This is a genomic window from Desemzia sp. FAM 23988 (assembly GCF_045528365.1).
Taxonomy (GTDB): Bacteria; Bacillota; Bacilli; order Lactobacillales; family Carnobacteriaceae; genus Desemzia.
Genome location: NZ_JBGQQS010000034.1, coordinates 1 through 17,844, shown reverse-complemented (window position 1 = coordinate 17,844; position 17,844 = coordinate 1). Strand labels below are relative to the sequence as shown.

14 protein-coding genes are annotated in these 17,844 nt (G+C 37.9%); all 14 read right to left on the bottom strand.

Features of this window, described 5'->3' with window-relative positions; all coding sequences use genetic code 11:
* Nucleotides 1-154 precede the first annotated feature (154 nt).
* The 14 genes from ACEN4L_RS12815 to dnaE all read right to left on the bottom strand — a co-directional run bounded on the left by ACEN4L_RS12815 (nucleotide 155) and on the right by dnaE (nucleotide 17,461).
* Nucleotides 155-1,975 (bottom strand): ATP-binding protein, encoded by a 1,821-nt coding sequence (locus tag ACEN4L_RS12815; RefSeq protein ID WP_407097622.1) that lies wholly within the window; start codon nucleotides 1,973-1,975, stop codon nucleotides 155-157.
* Nucleotides 1,976-1,987: 12 nt separating this feature from the next.
* Nucleotides 1,988-2,710 (bottom strand): response regulator transcription factor, encoded by a 723-nt coding sequence (locus tag ACEN4L_RS12810; RefSeq protein WP_407097621.1) that lies wholly within the window; start codon nucleotides 2,708-2,710, stop codon nucleotides 1,988-1,990.
* A gap of 237 nt (nucleotides 2,711-2,947) precedes the next feature.
* Nucleotides 2,948-3,667 (bottom strand): pseudouridine synthase, encoded by a 720-nt coding sequence (locus tag ACEN4L_RS12805; protein ID WP_407097620.1) that lies wholly within the window; start codon nucleotides 3,665-3,667, stop codon nucleotides 2,948-2,950.
* Nucleotides 3,668-3,701: 34 nt separating this feature from the next.
* Complete coding sequence (scpB, locus tag ACEN4L_RS12800) at nucleotides 3,702-4,286, bottom strand: SMC-Scp complex subunit ScpB (protein WP_407097619.1); 585 nt, start codon at nucleotides 4,284-4,286, stop codon at nucleotides 3,702-3,704.
* A complete protein-coding gene (locus ACEN4L_RS12795; RefSeq protein ID WP_407097618.1) occupies nucleotides 4,279-5,049 on the bottom strand; it encodes a segregation/condensation protein A in 771 nt (256 codons plus the stop codon). The genes scpB and ACEN4L_RS12795 overlap by 8 nt, the downstream gene beginning before the upstream one ends.
* Nucleotides 5,050-5,120: 71 nt before the next feature.
* Entirely contained in the window at nucleotides 5,121-5,480 is a 360-nt protein-coding gene (locus tag ACEN4L_RS12790; protein WP_407097617.1) for a GNAT family N-acetyltransferase, read from the bottom strand.
* A gap of 59 nt (nucleotides 5,481-5,539) precedes the next feature.
* Complete coding sequence (gene lysA / locus ACEN4L_RS12785; RefSeq protein WP_407097623.1) at nucleotides 5,540-6,859, bottom strand: diaminopimelate decarboxylase; 1,320 nt, start codon at nucleotides 6,857-6,859, stop codon at nucleotides 5,540-5,542.
* Nucleotides 6,860-7,035: 176 nt separating this feature from the next.
* The gene (locus tag ACEN4L_RS12780) at nucleotides 7,036-7,857 is read right to left on the bottom strand and encodes a purine-nucleoside phosphorylase (RefSeq protein WP_407097616.1); all 822 of its coding nucleotides are present in this window, start codon (nucleotides 7,855-7,857) and stop codon (nucleotides 7,036-7,038) included.
* 18 nt (nucleotides 7,858-7,875) lie between these two features.
* Nucleotides 7,876-9,045, bottom strand: coding sequence for a phosphopentomutase (gene deoB / locus ACEN4L_RS12775; RefSeq protein WP_407097615.1), 1,170 nt, complete (start codon nucleotides 9,043-9,045; stop codon nucleotides 7,876-7,878).
* An 82-nt stretch (nucleotides 9,046-9,127) separates the two neighbouring features.
* Nucleotides 9,128-10,018, bottom strand: coding sequence for a site-specific tyrosine recombinase XerD (gene xerD / locus ACEN4L_RS12770; RefSeq protein WP_407097614.1), 891 nt, complete (start codon nucleotides 10,016-10,018; stop codon nucleotides 9,128-9,130).
* A gap of 77 nt (nucleotides 10,019-10,095) precedes the next feature.
* Nucleotides 10,096-10,974, bottom strand: a complete 879-nt coding sequence (locus tag ACEN4L_RS12765; protein WP_407097613.1) for a S1 RNA-binding domain-containing protein — start codon at nucleotides 10,972-10,974, stop codon at nucleotides 10,096-10,098.
* A 130-nt stretch (nucleotides 10,975-11,104) separates the two neighbouring features.
* Nucleotides 11,105-12,862 (bottom strand): pyruvate kinase, encoded by a 1,758-nt coding sequence (gene pyk, locus ACEN4L_RS12760; RefSeq protein WP_407097612.1) that lies wholly within the window; start codon nucleotides 12,860-12,862, stop codon nucleotides 11,105-11,107.
* 115 nt (nucleotides 12,863-12,977) lie between these two features.
* A complete protein-coding gene (gene pfkA / locus ACEN4L_RS12755) occupies nucleotides 12,978-13,940 on the bottom strand; it encodes a 6-phosphofructokinase (protein WP_407097611.1) in 963 nt (320 codons plus the stop codon).
* A gap of 191 nt (nucleotides 13,941-14,131) precedes the next feature.
* Entirely contained in the window at nucleotides 14,132-17,461 is a 3,330-nt protein-coding gene (dnaE, locus tag ACEN4L_RS12750; protein ID WP_407097610.1) for a DNA polymerase III subunit alpha, read from the bottom strand.
* Nucleotides 17,462-17,844 lie beyond the last annotated feature (383 nt).

Sequence of the window (17,844 nt, the reverse complement as noted above, 5' to 3'; positions counted from 1 at the left end):
ACGAAGCTGAACAAACAGCTTAAGACTAATTTTAACAAATTCGGTCACATTAATGCAAGCTTTTGCGAAGTAAAAGCTTGCATTAATGTGAGCCTTGGTTTTAGGACATTTTAACTTTCGCTTGACAGCACTCCACTTACTTTTTTTTAGTAAATTACTTATTTTCCTCAATATCAATTTCATTTTCATCAATGTAAGGCATATGAACAATAAAACTGGAACCTTTGCCCAATTCACTTTTCACTTCTGCATAGCCTTCATGTGCTTCTACAATATTTTTGACCAATGACAAGCCGATTCCCGTTCCAATACGGTTATCTCTTTGAGTAGCTCTAGACTTGTCCGCTTTATAAAATCGTTCAAAAACAAAGGGGATATCCTCTTCGGGAATGCCTGTTCCATTATCTTGTACTTCCATAAGAACTTCATCCACGATAACATCTAGATATACTTTGATTTTAACTTGTCCTTTTTTTCGGTCAGCCATAATTGTATGACGGATAGCATTGTTTACTAAATTGACAAAAACTTGGTCCATTTTATCTTTATCCATAATGTACGTTTCTAAATTAGGCTGTATGTTTAAACTCAAAGCGACATTTCCATTGGAAGCCATCGTACTGAATCGTGAGAACAATTGATTGAAGAATTGCGGAAGATTGACCTTGGTCTTTTCTAGGGTAATGTACCCGGACTCTACTCTTGATAAGTCAAGCATTTCATTGACCATACGATTCATTCGGCGTGATTCTTCTCCAATGATCTTCGCCATCTCCTGTTTTTCTTCTTTTGTTTCTGCAATATCGTCTACAATTGCTTCACTGTACCCTTGGATCATCACTAAAGGAGTTCGCAGTTCGTGAGAAACATTGTTGATGAAATCGATCCTCATAGTGTCCAGACGCCGTTCTTGAGTGACATCTTGCGCAGAAACCAGAACACCCCGTACACTTTCAATATTTTCATCAAACAAAGGGATAATGTAGACTTCATAATAATAATCATTGGCAATATGCTCAAAATGTATTTTTTCTGAAGTTGAAATCACTTCTTCGATTTTTTTTTGTAAAAAACTTGGTACTCGAATGTCTTCTGGTAAATACCCTTGTTCGGAGTTTTCTAAAAACTCTTCTCCACTGGGATTGGACATCAATAAAGTTTTATCCTGATTGTAATATAAAATCCCGGTGGTGATACTGGTAACGATATTTTCCAGTAACTCTTTTTCTTGTCTTGTTGCTGCACCGCTGGTTTCTAAAGAACGAGCCATTTTATTCATTGCTAAACCTAATTGAGACAATTCGTCTTTATGCCTCACTTGAGCTTTTCGACTAAAATCATTTGTAGCGTAATCAAAAGCAATATCTCGAAGTTCAGTCACAGGTTCACCTAGACGTTTCCTCAAATAATAAAACGACCAGACTCCAATAATCAAATAAAATACGATGATAATCGCTATCCAATCTCTAAAACTGCTTTGCATTTCATTCAGGAAGGATAAATCTCCGAAAGAGATGAGCAGCATGTCTTGTTGATTTGCCTCAAAATTATATAAACGCAGAATAAAAGGAGCTTTTAAACGGTTTTCTTGACGTACCGTTTGAACAATCTGTGCGTCATCTCTTTCTTTTAAAATAGTCAGTACTTTGGGATCTTCAATCACCTTTTGTTGAAAATCCGTTAAACCAAGGTTATTTAAATCAACTTGATGAGCTAAATCCTCATTGTTGAATACTCTGTATTGAATATGCATACTGGCATTATTAATATTATCGAGCTGCTCTAAGAACAGCTGTGGATTTGTTTCAACATAGTTTTCTATTTCCAGAATCGTTTCTTCAAACTCTGTGATGTATTGCCGTTCTATACTTTGATTGTACAAAGAACGAAAAGACAAGATACATGTAAAAAAAAACAATCCTATGATCCCCATAATAATCAGCCATATTTTTGTAGAAATGTTGGTTACTCTCATTTACTTCTCGACCTACTTTTCTGAGTCCTCAGGAGACGCATTAAATTTATACCCCAAACCCCAAACCGTTACAATATTTTTTGATGCTTCTTTAGATTGTTTGGCTAATTTTTCTCTTAGGCGTTTGATATGGGTATCAACCGTTCTTAAATCACCAAAGAACTCGTATTTCCATACTTCTCTTAATAATTGTTCTCTACCGAAAATTTGATTGGGAGATTTCATTAAATAAAGCAGAAGATCATATTCTTTTGGTGTAAGATTGATAACAGCTTTGTCGACAAAAACGGTATGCGACCGGTTGTCAATCTCGATATGAGGCGTTGTGATCACATCGGAATCCTCTTCATCTTTTTTCTCCACATGTGTTCTTTTCAATACAGCAATGACCCTTAAAACCACTTCACGAGGACTAAAAGGTTTAACGATATAATCATCTGCTCCAATTTCAAACCCTTGGATCCGGTTCGTTTCTTCTCCTTTAGCAGTGATCATCATAATAGGTGTCGCTTTTTCTTCTCTGATCTTTTCTGCTGCTTCAATACCGTCCATGTTCGGCATCATCAAGTCCAATAAAATCAAATCGTAATCATTTTCTAAAGCCATTTCTAAAGCTTCTTCACCATCACATGCTTCGGAGACCACATAGTTTTCGCGTTCTAAATACATTTTCAACAAACGACGAATACGGTCTTCATCATCCACTACAAGTATATTTACTGTTTCATTATTCATAATATTCTTACACCCTTTCGCCAAGTGTATACTTTATTGAGTTCATTATACAGAACGTAAAGTATCTTAATCAACTGATTCGCTTTCATCCAATTGAATAAACTCCAATTCGGCAGCACTTACATTTTCTTATTAAAAAGCATAAATTAATCATAACATACCTAAGACACAATTTGTTCAAAAAAAACATTCGCTTTTGATAAAAATCAAAAAGCGAATGCTTTTTAGCAGAGTTGACTAATCTTTTGCTAATTCACGCAATTGCTGAACTTCAAAATGTTTTAATTCTCGCCAGTCCCCTGAGTTGAGTCCGTTTAAATTTAGATTTCCATAGGCTTCTCTAGTCAATTTTTGAACGGGATGCCCTACTGCTTCAAACATCTTTTTAACTTGTCGATTTCTACCTTCATGAATAGTAATCTGTACAATAGAAGTTTGTTTTTCAACATTTGAAGACAACAATTTCGTTGAGGCTGGAGCAGTCTTTTTCCCTTCAATCACGACACCTTTTTCAAGTTGACGCAATGTTTTACGTTGAATCAAGCCTTTTACTTTAGCCACATAGACCTTTTCTATCTCATGTTTTGGATGCATCAATAATTGAGAAAATTCTCCATCATTGGTCAGAATCAGTGCGCCTGTAGTATCATAATCTAAGCGGCCCACAGGGTAGATGCGTTGTTCAACACCAAAAAATAAATCCGTTACGACTGGTCTTCCTTTGTCATCTGAAACGGCTGTAATCATATTCCTCGGTTTATTCAATAAAAAGTATACAGGTTCTTCCCGATCAACTGGAATATTGTCCACTTCGATCAAATCACTTTGATTGACTTGAACGCCCAACTCAGTTACTACTTTTCCATTTACTTTTACACGTCCTTGTGTAATTAAAGTCTCACATTTGCGTCGTGAATCCACGCCCGCATGTGCCATTACCTTTTGTAATCTTTCCACACGTTTTCACCCCTTATTTTTTATACGATTCTATTTAATGATTGTTCATGGCATCATTGAACTGCTCATTGAAACGTTCAAAAAACAAATCCGTTTCTTTCTCTTCATTCTCCATGTCCAGTTCAGTTATATCCGGCAATTCTGACAGTTTTTTCAACCCAAAATAATCCATAAAATAATCGGTTGTTCCATACAGAATTGGACGACCGGGAGTTTCCACTCGTCCTCTTTCTTTGATCAATCCTCTTAAAACCAGCTTCTGTAAAGATCCACTAGACTGCACACCACGGATCTCATCGATTTCCATTCGCGTGATTGGCTGTTTGTAAGCGATGATAGCCAAGGTTTCTAGTCCAGCTTGGGATAAGTTTGTAGCGAAAGGAGAAGCAGCATATTTTTTTACAACCGTCGAATACTCTTTCTTGGTAGCTAATTCAAATCGGTTTCCAACTTCCAATAAAGTCAAACCGCTTTCACTGATTTTGTATTTTTCTTGCAACTTCATTAACTCAGCATAGACTGTTTGGGTTGAGGTTTCCAATAAGGAGGCAATTTCTTCTAAAGACAAACCTTCATCTCCTGCAACAAAAAGCAATGCCTCAATTGCCGCTTCATCCATGTATACTCGCTCCTATTCGTTCTGAATCCGTTGAAAAAATCTTGATTTCTTCAAATGCTTTCTCCTGCTGGATCTCAATTTCTTTGCCTTTCATTAATTCCAATAAGGCTAAAAAAGTCAGTACAATTTCATTTCGGTCACCAGAATCAAATAATTCTGAAAATAAAATCGGGTTGCTTTTCCCGTGACGTTTTATTTTATGAATGATGGTGTCCATTTTTTCTTCTAAAGTCACTTCTTCAGAAACAATTCTAGTCTGAACTGGCGCTTTTAGTTTCTTTTTAGACAACATTTCTTGAAATGCCAAAACTAAATCGATCACTTGAACTTTTTCCGGCTCCAGTTCAATATCGATTTGATAATCTTCTAAATTACTGGGTTCTTTTGTAAAATAAAGACTTCTCTCTTCTTCTTTTGATTTCAACATAGAAGCCGCTTGTTTGTATTTTTGATATTCCAACAATTGATCCACTAGTGCTTCTCTTGGATCTATTCCTTCTTCATAGAAATCTTCCTCTTCATCTAAATCCGGCTTCGGCAATAACAATTTGCTTTTTATGGCCATTAAAGTGGCTGCCATGATCAAATAATCTCCTGCCACGTCCAGTTCCAACATTTTCATTGTATGGACGTATGCCAAGTACTGAGAAGTGATCTCCGCAATTGGAATATCATAAATATCTACTTCTAATTGCTGTATTAAATGCAGCAATAAATCCAGAGGTCCTTCGAAAACATCAATTTTTATAGTGATCTCTGACATTGATGTTATCCTCCTTATACTTTAGGTTTTCCATATTCCAACGTTGGAACATAAATCCCCCTAATTTCTCATCATTTCTTTTCTAATTCCCATTTCGCAACGATTTGACCTGTTTCCAAGGTGCTGATAATTTTTTGATTTGGATACATTTCTTCTAAAGCATTTAACATATCAAAACTAATCCCTTCATTACGATACGAAGGATTGATAGCAATATGACGAAGCAATACCATTTCTTCTCCAGCTTCTACCCCTATTACTCCAATAAAATCACTTGTTTCTTCACTTGACCACAAGTACAGTTGCCGGTTTTCTTCTCGTTCATACCATTCCATTTCATCATTCAATCGTTGAATGTCTTTTAAGTCTGGAATAAACGATAATAATCCCATCGTGATTTTTTTATAGTTTTTCTTATAGCCTACTAACATATTATCCTCCTGATGTTTCAAAAAGCTTGAACAAACAGCTTTTTTACAGTATCTAAAAATTACTCTAATACAATAGATTGCTCTAATTTCATTAAATCTGCATACGTTTCGCGTTTAATTGCCAAGAAGTCTTTTCCATTTTCGACAAAAACCACTGGCGGGCGAGGAATACGATTGTAATTACTTGCCATTGCATAGCCATATGCACCTGTACTGAAAACAGCTAAAATATCTTTAGACGCCGGTTTAGGCAACGGTAAATCCCAGATCAGCATATCACCTGATTCACAGGCTTTTCCTGCTATGGAATACACGTCATCGACAGGGGCACCGGCTCTATTTGCTAAAATACCTGTATATTTTGCATCATATAAGGCTGGACGAATGTTATCTGACATACCTCCGTCCACAGCCAAATAATTTCTCACCTCTGGAATGTGTTTCTGTGAACCTGTTTGATACAACGTAATTCCTGCATCTCCCACTAAACTTCGGCCTGGTTCGATCCAAATTTCTGGTATAGGCAAATCTAAGCGTGCTGTACTGGACTCCATTTCCGAAATAATCGCTTTTACATGTTCTTCAATAGCTAGAGGTTCATCTTCCGGCACATAACGGATACCAAATCCGCCACCGAGATTCAGCACCTTCAACTCGAAACCAAAATCTGTCTGCCACTTTTTAGTTTGGCTGAATAGTCGTTCGATAGCCATTTTAAAGCCGTCCGTCTCAAAAATCTGCGATCCGATATGGCTATGTAACCCTAATACCTCAAGATAAGGCATTTTGGAAATCAATTGAAGAGCCCGTTCGGCTTGTCCACTATTCATATCGAATCCAAATTTTGAATCCACTTGACCAGTAGATATATATTCATGCGTATGAGCTTCCACTCCAGGTGTAACTCGAATAAGAACTTTCGTATGTTGTTCACAGTTCCGCGTCAACCTATCTAATAGGTCCAATTCATAAAAATTATCTACTACAAAACAGCCGATTTGATAGTCTAATGCAGCTTGTATTTCTTCTTCAGACTTATTGTTCCCATGAAAATGGATTTTATGACTTGGAAATTTCGCTTGGATAGCAGTATACAATTCTCCGCCAGAAACCACATCTAATGAAACGCCTTCTTTAGCTAAGATTTGATACAAGGCTAAACAGGAAAAAGCTTTACTCGCATAAGCGACTTGTGCAGTGACATTTTTATCTGCGAAAGCTGTTTTAAATTCATTTGCTTGTGCTTTTATTCGTGCAATATCGTAAACATAGATGGGAGTACCGTATTTTTGGACTAAATCCACTGTATCGACTCCGCCGATCTCTAAATGATTGTCAGCATTGATTTTCATTGTTCCAGTCAACATATTTTCATTCATCTTTACCATACCCCTTACTCCCTTAATATACTTTAGATACTGTATCATAATATACGGTTTTTCACAACGTGCCTAAACAACAGCTTGGCTCTGTGCAAATAGGAAGGTGTTAGATCAAATAGTGATTTTGATCTAACACCTTGCTGATTTTGTACCCCTCTAAAATTGTTGCGGATTTACATATTCGCTAAAATAGCTTTTACAAAAGACTTGAATGTTTCTTTTACGCGAGTAGTGGTTTCAACCACTTCCTCGTGATTCAGGTTAGCTTGCATGCCAGCAGCTAAGTTAGTGATGCAAGAAACACCCATGACTCTTAATCCACCATGATTTGCTACGATTACTTCCGGTACAGTTGACATTCCAACTGCATCTGCTCCAAAAGTACGAGCCATTCTGATTTCTGCAGGCGTCTCGTAGGTTGGACCAGAAAAGCCCATGTAAACTCCTTCTTGTAAAGCGATACCTTGCTCTTGTGCTACTTTGCGCACTATTTCTTGGTATTCCGCATCATAAGCATGACTCATATCTGCAAAACGCGGTCCTAGATTCTCATCGTTAGGGCCATGCAAAGGATTGACGCCTGTGAAGTTGATTTGATCTGTGATCATCATTAGATCGCCAGGTTCAAATGATGTATTGACTCCACCTGCAGCATTCGTGACAACAACAGAGTGAATACCTAATTCTTTCATCACACGAACCGGGAAAGTCACTTCTTCCAACGAATACCCTTCATAGTAATGGAATCTTCCTTGCATAGCTAACACCATTTGTCCGCCTAATGTACCGTATACTAATTGTCCAGCATGTCCCACAACTGTAGACACCGGGAAGTGGGGAATCGTTTCATAAGGGATCGCAATAGGTTGTTCTACTTCTTCGCCCAATTCTCCAAGCCCTGACCCAAGAATCAATCCTACATCTACTTGAGTTACCCCTTGTTCTTTAATGTAAGCTGCTGCTTCTGTAATTCTTTCTTGCATGGTTTGAGTCATAATATCCTCCTGAATAGTTTAGTTTAATTGATCGAGAAAACTTTCGCCAAATCCTGTGCTAGGCACACCAAAATTCTCTGCAATAGTGGTTCCAATATCTGCAAAATGTCCTTGAGTCAATTCTCCTGTTTGTTTCATTGATGGAGAATAAGCCAATAATGGTACATATTCACGTGTATGATCGGTTCCTGGTGCTGTAGGATCATTTCCATGATCTGCTGTAATCAACAGTAAATCGTCTTCTCTCAATTTGCCAAGAATCTCTTCCATTCGTCCGTCAAAGTCTTCAATAGCTTCACCGTAACCTTTTACATCACGACGATGACCAAAAGCTGCATCAAAGTCTACTAGATTCAAAAAGCTTAACCCGGTAAACTCTTTATCCATTATTTTTAATAGTTGGTCTACGCCATCCATATTGCTCTTGGTACGAACAAACTCTGTGATGCCTTGTCCGTTATAGATATCATTGATTTTACCAATTGCGATCACATCTTTTCCAGCATCTTTTAAGGAATCCAAGACGGTGTTGCCGAATGGATCTAACGCATAATCATGACGATTGCTGGTACGCGTGAAGTTTCCTGGTTCTCCTAGGTATGGACGGGCAATGATGCGGCCGATCATGTAAGGATCTTCTAAAGTAATGTTTCTTACATATTCGCAAATGCTGTACAATTCTTCTAACGGAATGACTTCTTCATGAGCTGCGATTTGAAGAACAGGATCTGCTGATGTATAAACGATCAAATCACCTGTTTTCATTTGATGTTCGCCATATTCATCAATAATCTCTGTTCCACTAGCTGGTTTGTTCCCAACGATTTTACGTCCTGTATGTTCTTCGATTTTATGGATCAAGTCATCTGGGAAACCATCTGGAAATACTCTAAAAGGTGTTTGGATATTCAATCCCATGATTTCCCAGTGTCCAGTCATCGTGTCTTTTCCGACAGATACTTCTTCTAGTTTAGTGTAGTAACCTAGGTGGTCAGCTATATTTTGAACACCTTTTAAAGGACGAATATTTCCCAGTCCTAATTTTTCTAAATGGGGGATCTTTAACCCAACTTCTTCAGCAATATGACCTAATGTGTCACTGCCTACATCATTAAATTTATCAGCATCGGGAGCTTCTCCGATACCTACTGAATCCATTACGATCAAATGTACTCTTTTATATTCCAACATAATTCCTCCTTATAACTTATCTGTATGACACTCCAATTATAGATGAAAACGGATAAAATATCGAGAGTTTTCGCTGTCTTTATGCTCTTGGATGATAGGTTTTATATACTTTTGCCATCCGCTGCTTAGTAATGTGTGTGTATATTTGAGTAGTTGAAATATCCGAATGCCCCAGCAACTCTTGCACCACTCTTAAATCAGCCCCATTTTCGAGCAGATGTGTCGCAAATGAATGCCGCAATGTATGAGGTGTCACTTCTTTTTCTATTCCAGCTTTTTCTACTAAAGCTTTTAAGTTTTTCCATATGCCTTGCCGAGTTAATTTTCTTCCGTGATGATTCAAAAACAAATAAGGGCTTCTCTTATCCGGTTTTTCTAGTTTTCTTCGGCTATACTTCAGATAGTTTTCGATCCATTTGATAGCCAGATCACCGATTGGAATGATCCGCTCTTTATCCCCTTTTCCAATGGTCTGAATCAACCCCAAAGATAAATGCAGATCATCCATTTTTAATTCTGTCAACTCGGATACCCTCAAGCCTGTCGCATACATGACTTCCAAAATAGCTCTGTCTCTCAGGCCTAAAACTTCATCCACATTTGGTGTTTCAATCATTTTTTCGACCTCTGTCATCGACAACACTTTTGGTAAGGTCTGTGCTTTTTTTGGAGTATCAATATGCAGCATCGGGTCAACAGAAGACCGTTGTTCTTGTTTCAAGTATTGGTGGAATCTTCTTAAACTGGAAACCATTCGAATAACGGTAGCAGAAGACTTCTTCAGCTCTTTTAAGTGCTGTAGAAAAGATAATATCGTATACCGATCAACTTGATGCCAATCGTCTATGGCTTCTTTTGCTAAATGATCCAAATACTGTTTTAAGTCTCTGTTGTAGCTTTCAATAGTGTTATCCGCTAAGCCACGTTCAATCCTCAAATAACGGATGTATTCTTCTAAATCTTCCTTCACTTAAAATCCGCTCCATTCCGCTTAAAAAGGTCGGTTCTTAATTCCTTTTTCAAAAAGTGCGCTATTCGGTCTAAACATTATTCCTGTTCAGCTGAATCGTTTTTTACTAAGCGTGTTTCACCGTCAACTTGAACAATTTTTCGTTGTTTCAATAAGTTTCCGATAGCGCGCTTGAATTGGCCTTTGCTGATTCCAAAATGCAATTTGATCTCTTCGGGAGAACTTTTATCTGTATATGGGAAGCTGCCATCTCTTGAACGTTCCAAGATGGCTAACAACATAGCCGCATCTTCAGGAATAGCTTCATGGGCTCTAGGTTTTAAGGAAATATTGACGGTTCCTTCTTGTCCGATTCCAATGACACGACCAGAAATTTCTTCTCCTAGTCTGGGTTCTGCATCTCTTTGAGAAGGATGGATAAAGCCTAAATGATTGCCTTCTGTCAACACATAGGTTCCAACAACTTTTAAACGGTAAGCAATGCCTTTAATGTCTTTATTGACTAATTCTTCCGAAGCTTTTTTTGACAATGAAACAAAAAATTCTTCATCCGCTAATTCGCCCCACATCCGGTCTTTTTCATCCACGCGAAGGGTTACTAATAATTGATCGCCTTTTTTAGGCAATAATTGTTTTTCTGTCGGCAATTCATCCAGCGAAACAACAATTTCTTTATCGGGTAATCCAATATCCACGAAAACACCTAAGTCTCTGCGTACATCAATAACTTTGCTGAAAGCATATTGTCCGATTTGTACCTTAGGAAGATCTTGAGTTAGCTTGTAATCCTTGTTTAAAGAAACATAGGCAAACCCTTCTACAGCATCTCCAAGTTCATATGACGTTGTTTCCGTCTTTGGCAGCTCATAAGTAATACCGCTCTTTTGCACAAAGTAAGCTTTGTCATTAATATCGGTTACGATTCCCGTAATAATTGTTCCTAATGATTGATTCATAGTTATACACTCCTTAAAGTTTTTTCTTTTTTAGTTTACCATAATTTTATTATGTAAAATACAGATTAAAACGAAAAAACTCCCAGAAAGTAGATTTCTGAGAGTTGCCTTTTTTATTGCTTGAATGAACTTAGATAGCAGATGTAGCTCCACGGTATACGATACCACGGCGAGAGTCTACTGTAATCAATTCATTGTCAGAAATAACACTAGTTGCATCTTCTGTACCAACAATAACTGGAATTCCCATAGCAATCCCAATTACTGCAGCATGACTTGTTAAACCACCTTGTTCAACAATAATTGCAGCAGCTTTTTCGATAGCAGGCAAGTAATCTTTGTCTGTAGTCTTAGTTACTAATACGCAACCTTCTACACTCTTTTCATTAGCTTCTTGAGCGTTTAAAGCTACAACAGCTTTACCAATAACAGATTCATTACCAACGCCATGTCCGCGTACTAGTTTAGAACCGATCATTTGAATTTTCATCAAGTTAGTTGTTCCACGTTCTCCAACTGGAACACCAGCCGTAATAATGATCAAATCGCCTTCTTTAGCATACCCTTTATCTTGAGCAATACCTGTAGCTAAGTTGAACATATCGTCTGTGGATTCTGGTTTTTCAGAAACTATTGGGTAAACACCCCATGATAAAGCTAATCCGCGCATAGTTCTTTCAGAGAAAGTAACTGCTACAATAGTAGATTTTGGACGATATTTAGAAATCATTTGAGCTGTGTGTCCTGATTCAGTTGCCGCAACGATAGTATCAATGTTCAAGTTACGGGCTGTATGTCCTACAGATTGTCCAATAGCTTCTGTCATATCGCCTTGGTCGTAAGCTTTTAATGTGAATGAAGCTTGGTTTACTAATGCTTCTTCAGTACGAACAGCGATACGTGCCATTGTTTGAACAGCTTCAACTGGGTAATCTCCAGCAGCTGTTTCACCAGATAACATGATTGCATCTGTACCGTCAAAGATAGCATTTGCCACGTCACTTGCTTCAGCACGTGTTGGACGAGGATTGTTTTGCATTGAATCCAACATTTGTGTTGCTGTAATAACTGGTTTACCTAAAGCATTACATTTGCGGATCAAGTCTTTTTGAACAATAGGAACTTCTTCCGTTGGGATTTCTACACCAAGGTCTCCACGAGCAACCATTAAACCATCAGAAACTTTTAAGATTTCGTCAATATTGTCTACGCCTTCTTGGCTTTCGATTTTAGGGATGATTTTAACATGAGTCATGTTTTCTTCTTCTAAAATTTGAGTGATTTCTAATACATCAGTAGCGCGACGTACGAAACTTGCTGCAATAAAATCGATATCTTGGCTTAAACCAAAACGGATATCAGCAGCATCTTTTTCAGTGATACCAGGAAGGTTAACAGAAACGCCTGGTACGTTTACACCTTTTTTGTTTTTCAATGTTCCGGCATTTTGTACAGTCGTTACAATTTCTTGGTTGTCCATGTCAATATCAGTTACCAATAAATCGATCAAACCATCATCTAATAAAATGTGAGAACCAGGATTTACATCGTTGATCAATTCAGCGTAAGTTACAGAGAACTTTTCTTGTGTTCCTTCAACTTCGTTCATTGCAACGCGTACAACCTCTCCAGTAGAAAAGACTACTTTTCCTTCTTTCATGTTGTGAGTACGTATTTCTGGTCCTTTTGTATCTAATAAGAGAGCAACCATTTTCCCAGTGATTCTTGAAGCTTCGCGAATATTTTTAATTCTTGCTCCATGTTCTTCAAAGTCCCCGTGTGAGAAATTTAATCGTGCAACGTTCATTCCTGCATCGATCATCTTTACTAAATAATCTACGGACTCACTTGCTGGTCCAATAGTACAAACAATTTTTGTTTTTTTCATTATTCAAAACTCCTAACTTATTAGTTTAACTTTTTAAATTTTATACACATGATTATTGGATTCACTATTTATCTTACCGCAGAAAAATAAGTAAATCCACTTTTTGAAGAAATCTTTAGTTAGAAATTTCTTGGTTTAGTTTGTATAATGAAACATCTGGTTGGTGTATTCCTTTTTCCAAGGTTGTAACGATATCAGAAGCAATCATTTTATTGTTCACGATTCCCAAGCAAAGTCCGCCCATACCTTCTTTTAGGTAGTCAACAGCTCTAGCTCCAAATTGGCTAGCTAAAACGCGGTCTCTGGCAGTAGGCGATCCTCCACGTTGAACGTGTCCTAAAACAGTTACACGAGCATGGAAATCTCCAAATTTATACAATTCTTCTGCAAAATTATTCCCGTTCATTACCCCTTCAGCAAGGATAATAATCGTATGTTTTTTCCCTTTTTCACGGCCTTCAGTAATCTTAGCAGCTACTTCAGCCATGTCAAATTCTTTCTCCGGAATGATGATTTGTTCTACTCCACCAGATACACCTGCCCAAAGAGCGATGTCTCCAGCATTCCGTCCCATAACTTCTACAATAAAAGTACGAACATGACTAGTAGCCGTATCACGAATTTTATCTAAAGAGTCCAAAACAGTATTGATAGCAGTATCGAATCCAATACAAAAATCAGTTCCTGGAATATCGTTATCGATTGTTCCTGGAAGACCAATAGTTGGGTACCCATGTTTTGTAAGAGCAAGAGCGCCTCTATAAGAACCGTCTCCACCAACAACTACTAAGCCTTCGATACCAAATTTCTTTAATTGTTCAATCCCTTTTAATTGCCCTTCTTCAGTAGCAAATTCAGGATAACGTGCTGAATAAAGAAAAGTACCCCCTCTAGAAATCATATCTCCTACATCGTTATGGTGTAATTGACGAATATCTCCAGCTACTAAGCCAGCATATCCATAATTGATTCCGAAAACTTCCATTCCTTCGTAAAGAGCTTTACGAACAACAGCTCTAATAGCTGCGTTCATTCCAGGAGCGTCTCCTCCACTTGTTAAAACAGCGATACGTTTCATATTCCACTTTCACCTCATAAAAGTTATAGTAAACAAAAAATATAAATATAAAGATGATCCTGTATAAATAATGTGATATTTATTTATACATAAATAAGCCAACAAGGACATTCTACCATTTTTCAGATAAATTGTCTTATGAATTCTGTTATTCTTTTCAGATATTTTTCATTTTTTAGAATATTTTAATCTCACTCGATCACAATGTTTCCTTTGCCTAATAAATCTTCAACTGCTTTTACGAGTTCTGGAGAATTTTTTATCCAAAATTTCTCTTGCAATCCCATTTTTTTATTGGTCTTGACATAATATAAAATAACCGGAATCGCACCTGGATAATCTGCTAAATATTCTTGTAATCGGTTTAGAGTAGCGTTGTCTTCATTGGTCTCTTCTATGCGAATAAAACATTTTTTCGTCTCTCGGTTTTCTTCCAACTTCTCGGCTTCTTGTATTTGATGTACCAAGACCTGCAGACCTTGTCCCGCTCTGGCTTCTACCTTTCCTTCCACGTACAACACTTTGCTTTTTTCGAGCGATTGGATGTATTTACGGTAAACTTTTGGGAACAATGTCAAAGAGATGTCTCCGGAAGTATCACTGATTTCTACAAAAGCCATCGGTTCACCTTTTTTAGTGGTGATTTTTTTGATTTCTTTTACTTGTCCGATTAGTTTTGCGGTCTTTCCATTGACCAGATCTTTAATGTAAGAAGCTTGTTTTACTTTGCGCAAATCATCGTATTTTTCAGTAGGGTGTCCAGACAAATACACTCCTAAATACGTATTTTCTGCTTCCAATTTTTCAGCTGCAGTCATGTCAGGAGCTTCTTCGTACTTAGGCTGCAATACATCAAACAGTCCTACATTGTCACCGCTGAATTTGACGCTTGTCAGAATATTTTCCAGTGAATGGATCAACGTCCCTCTGGAATATTGGAAGTCGTCAAATGCTCCTACATAAACCAACGGCAAGATAAATTCTTCTTTCAACCACTTCGTATCCATTCTTCTCAAAAAATGAATAAAGTCTTTATACGATCCTTCATTTCTTCTCTTTTGGATGATTTCAGACACATAGTCTCTTCTCAATCCTTTTATAGTAGCTAAACCAAAGAGAATGCCGGATCCTTTTTTGGTAAAATGCGAATAACTTTGATTGATGTCTGGATTAAATACAGGGATTTTCCTTTTTTTCGCTTCCAACAAATAATCTTTCATTTTAGTGGTATTGTGCAGCGCTGAATTTAACAGCGCGATATAGAAAGCTTGTGGGTGATGCACTTTGATATAGGCCATTTGATACCCGATAAAAGAATAGGCGATCGAATGGGAACGGTTAAAACCATAGTTGGCAAAGCGTTCAATATAATCGTACACTTTTTTAGCGTCTTGTTCAGCGTACCCCTGTTCTTTAGCCCCTTTTACAAAATGGACTCTTTCAGCATCAATCAATTCTTTTTTCTTTTTCCCGATAGCTCTGCGTAAGATATCAGCTTGTCCTAAAGAATACCCTGCCATTTTAGAAGCCACTTGCATAACTTGCTCTTGATAAACCATTACTCCATAAGTCACTTCTAAAATCTCTTTTAAACTTTCGTGCGGATATTCAATCGGCAATTCGCCTTTCTTCCGTTTGACAAATACATCGATCTGTTCCATTGGACCTGGACGATATAAAGCATTGACCGCTGCAATGTCTTCTATCGATTCGGGATGGAGTTTTCGCAATACATTTTTGATACCACCAGACTCAAACTGGAAAATCCCTACTGTATCTGCTCGTTGGAACAATTTCAGTGTTTCTGGATCATCCATCGGAATGTCTTGAGCCTGGAGAGGTGTTCCGGTGTCTTGTTGAATGATTTTCAATGCTTCTCCTAAAATCGTCAGGTTTTTCAATCCTAGAAAATCCATTTTCAATAAACCAATTTCCTCTACATTTCCCATCGGATATTGTGTTAATGCTATTGAATTGCTGCCTTCTTGAAGCGGAATAACAGACTCTAGCTTCTGGTCGCTGATCACTACACCTGCCGCATGTGTGGAAGTGTGTCGGGGCAGCCCTTCGATTTTTTTAGCTGTCTCGAACATCAATTGATTTTGATTATTCTTATTGACCAGCTGCTGTAAAGCAGAAGACTGTCGATAAGCTTCTTCTAAAGTAATGCCCAGCTGACTAGGAATCGCTTTTGACCATTGGTTAGACTCTTCTTGTTTCAACCCAAATACACGGGCCGTATCTCTAAGTGCCATTTTTGCTGCCAACGTACCGAATGTAATAATCTGTGCGACGTGGTCTTTTCCATATTTGTTTTTGACGTATTGTAAAACTTCATCTCGTCGATTATCGGGAAAATCCAAATCGATATCCGGCATATTGTATCGTTCTTCGTTTAAAAACCGTTCAAACAGCAAGTTGTAGCGTATAGGATCTACATCTGTTATCTCAAGTACAAACGAAACGAGAGAACCAGCTGCGGATCCTCGGCCTGCCCCAGTAACGATTTTAGCTTGATGAGCGTAAGCCATGACATCCCAAACAATCAAGAAGTAATCTTCAAAGCCCATTTTTTGAATCACACTCAATTCATAAGCCAATCGTTTTTTATAGCGGTCATCTGCATGTGGAACTCTTTTTTTCAGCCCTTTTTGACATAACTCTTCTAAGTAAGCTGTCGTAGCTTTTCCATTTTCAATCGGATATTTAGGCAGCAATCGTTGCTGCAAAGGGATGTCCATTGCAATACGCTTAGCTATCTTAGCTGTATTTTGAGCTGCTTCTTCTAGACCAGCTTCTCTGAATTGCTGCTCCATCACTGAACATTCTGGTAAATTGCGCGTACCAAATAAAGTTCCGTCATGGCTTGTCAGCTGTTCTCCTTTATCAATCGATCGAAGTACTTTTAAACTGAATGCATCTTCTTGATTTAAATAACGCACATCATTCAAAGCGACCGTCTCTATCGCTAGTTCCTCTGTTAAATGAATTAACTGATCCTTGATCGACGACAAGTCTTCGTGCAGTTGGATACAGATCAAAAATTGATCGGCTGAAAATAGTTCTTTGTATTTCCTAGCCACTGTTCCAGCTTCATCAAATTGTCCATTTAACAATAATTGTTCGATTTCCCCTGTTTCTCCTGGTGATAAAGCAATCAATCCTTCTATATAAGGGGCCAATTCTGCAAAAGAGAAAGTCTGATCAGGAGACAGCATTTTTTTCGTAGACAACGAAATCAACTGTTGATAACCTTGGTTTGTTTCAGCTAGTAAGACCAGCGAAAATGTTTGATCGGATTGGACAGATCCCATCATTTCAAGTGTCAGCCCTACAATGGGTTTAATCTCATGTTTGAGACACAATTTATAAAAGTCGACGGCTCCATAAAGTACATTTTGATCGGTCAAAGCTAGAGCTTCATAGCCTCTTTCTTTAGCAGATAAGACTAGTTCTTCAACAGATAAAGTACTTTGAAGCAATGAGTAGGCACTATTCACCTGTAATTGCACAAAAGACATCCGGTATCCTCCTCTTCATAAGTTTGAATCCTTTTTACAATTATGTATTACTGCATCTCTTCTTTACTAAGATTCGTCTTCGAATTGCACACTTCTTTATTATACTCTGAAGTGGAGGAAAACCGCAAATTCTCCTCAAAAATGTTTGTGTCAAGTTTTTCTCGAGCGTCCTATTACTCCGCTAGTTTAGGCACTCTATTTTTGTACACTTGTCAGCTACCGCACGGCTCCGCCGCTTGCTGGCCCATCTTTTGGGAGAACGTTCCTAAAACCAGGAACCTTCTCCCAAAAGACAGGAATTAACGAAAACTTTTGATTAATTGTCCTATTGCCGATGAATGAGAGGCATATAATGGAATCGTCCCATTCTTTGCACCAACTGA

Bases quoted from the DNA above. Each gene is read 5' to 3' on its own strand.
- ACEN4L_RS12765 (WP_407097613.1), bottom strand. From the start codon at position 10,974: ATGAATCAATCATTAGGAACAATTATTACGGGAATCGTAACCGATATT.
- ACEN4L_RS12780 (WP_407097616.1), bottom strand. From the start codon at position 7,857: ATGACTCAAACCATGCAAGAAAGAATTACAGAAGCAGCAGCTTACATT.
- lysA (WP_407097623.1), bottom strand. From the start codon at position 6,859: ATGAATGAAAATATGTTGACTGGAACAATGAAAATCAATGCTGACAAT.
- ACEN4L_RS12790 (WP_407097617.1), bottom strand. From the start codon at position 5,480: ATGTTAGTAGGCTATAAGAAAAACTATAAAAAAATCACGATGGGATTA.
- ACEN4L_RS12815 (WP_407097622.1), bottom strand. From the start codon at position 1,975: ATGAGAGTAACCAACATTTCTACAAAAATATGGCTGATTATTATGGGG.
- pfkA (WP_407097611.1), bottom strand. From the start codon at position 13,940: ATGAAACGTATCGCTGTTTTAACAAGTGGAGGAGACGCTCCTGGAATG.
- dnaE (WP_407097610.1), bottom strand. From the start codon at position 17,461: ATGTCTTTTGTGCAATTACAGGTGAATAGTGCCTACTCATTGCTTCAA.
- scpB (WP_407097619.1), bottom strand. From the start codon at position 4,286: ATGGATGAAGCGGCAATTGAGGCATTGCTTTTTGTTGCAGGAGATGAA.
- ACEN4L_RS12810 (WP_407097621.1), bottom strand. From the start codon at position 2,710: ATGAATAATGAAACAGTAAATATACTTGTAGTGGATGATGAAGACCGT.
- ACEN4L_RS12795 (WP_407097618.1), bottom strand. From the start codon at position 5,049: ATGTCAGAGATCACTATAAAAATTGATGTTTTCGAAGGACCTCTGGAT.
- pyk (WP_407097612.1), bottom strand. From the start codon at position 12,862: ATGAAAAAAACAAAAATTGTTTGTACTATTGGACCAGCAAGTGAGTCC.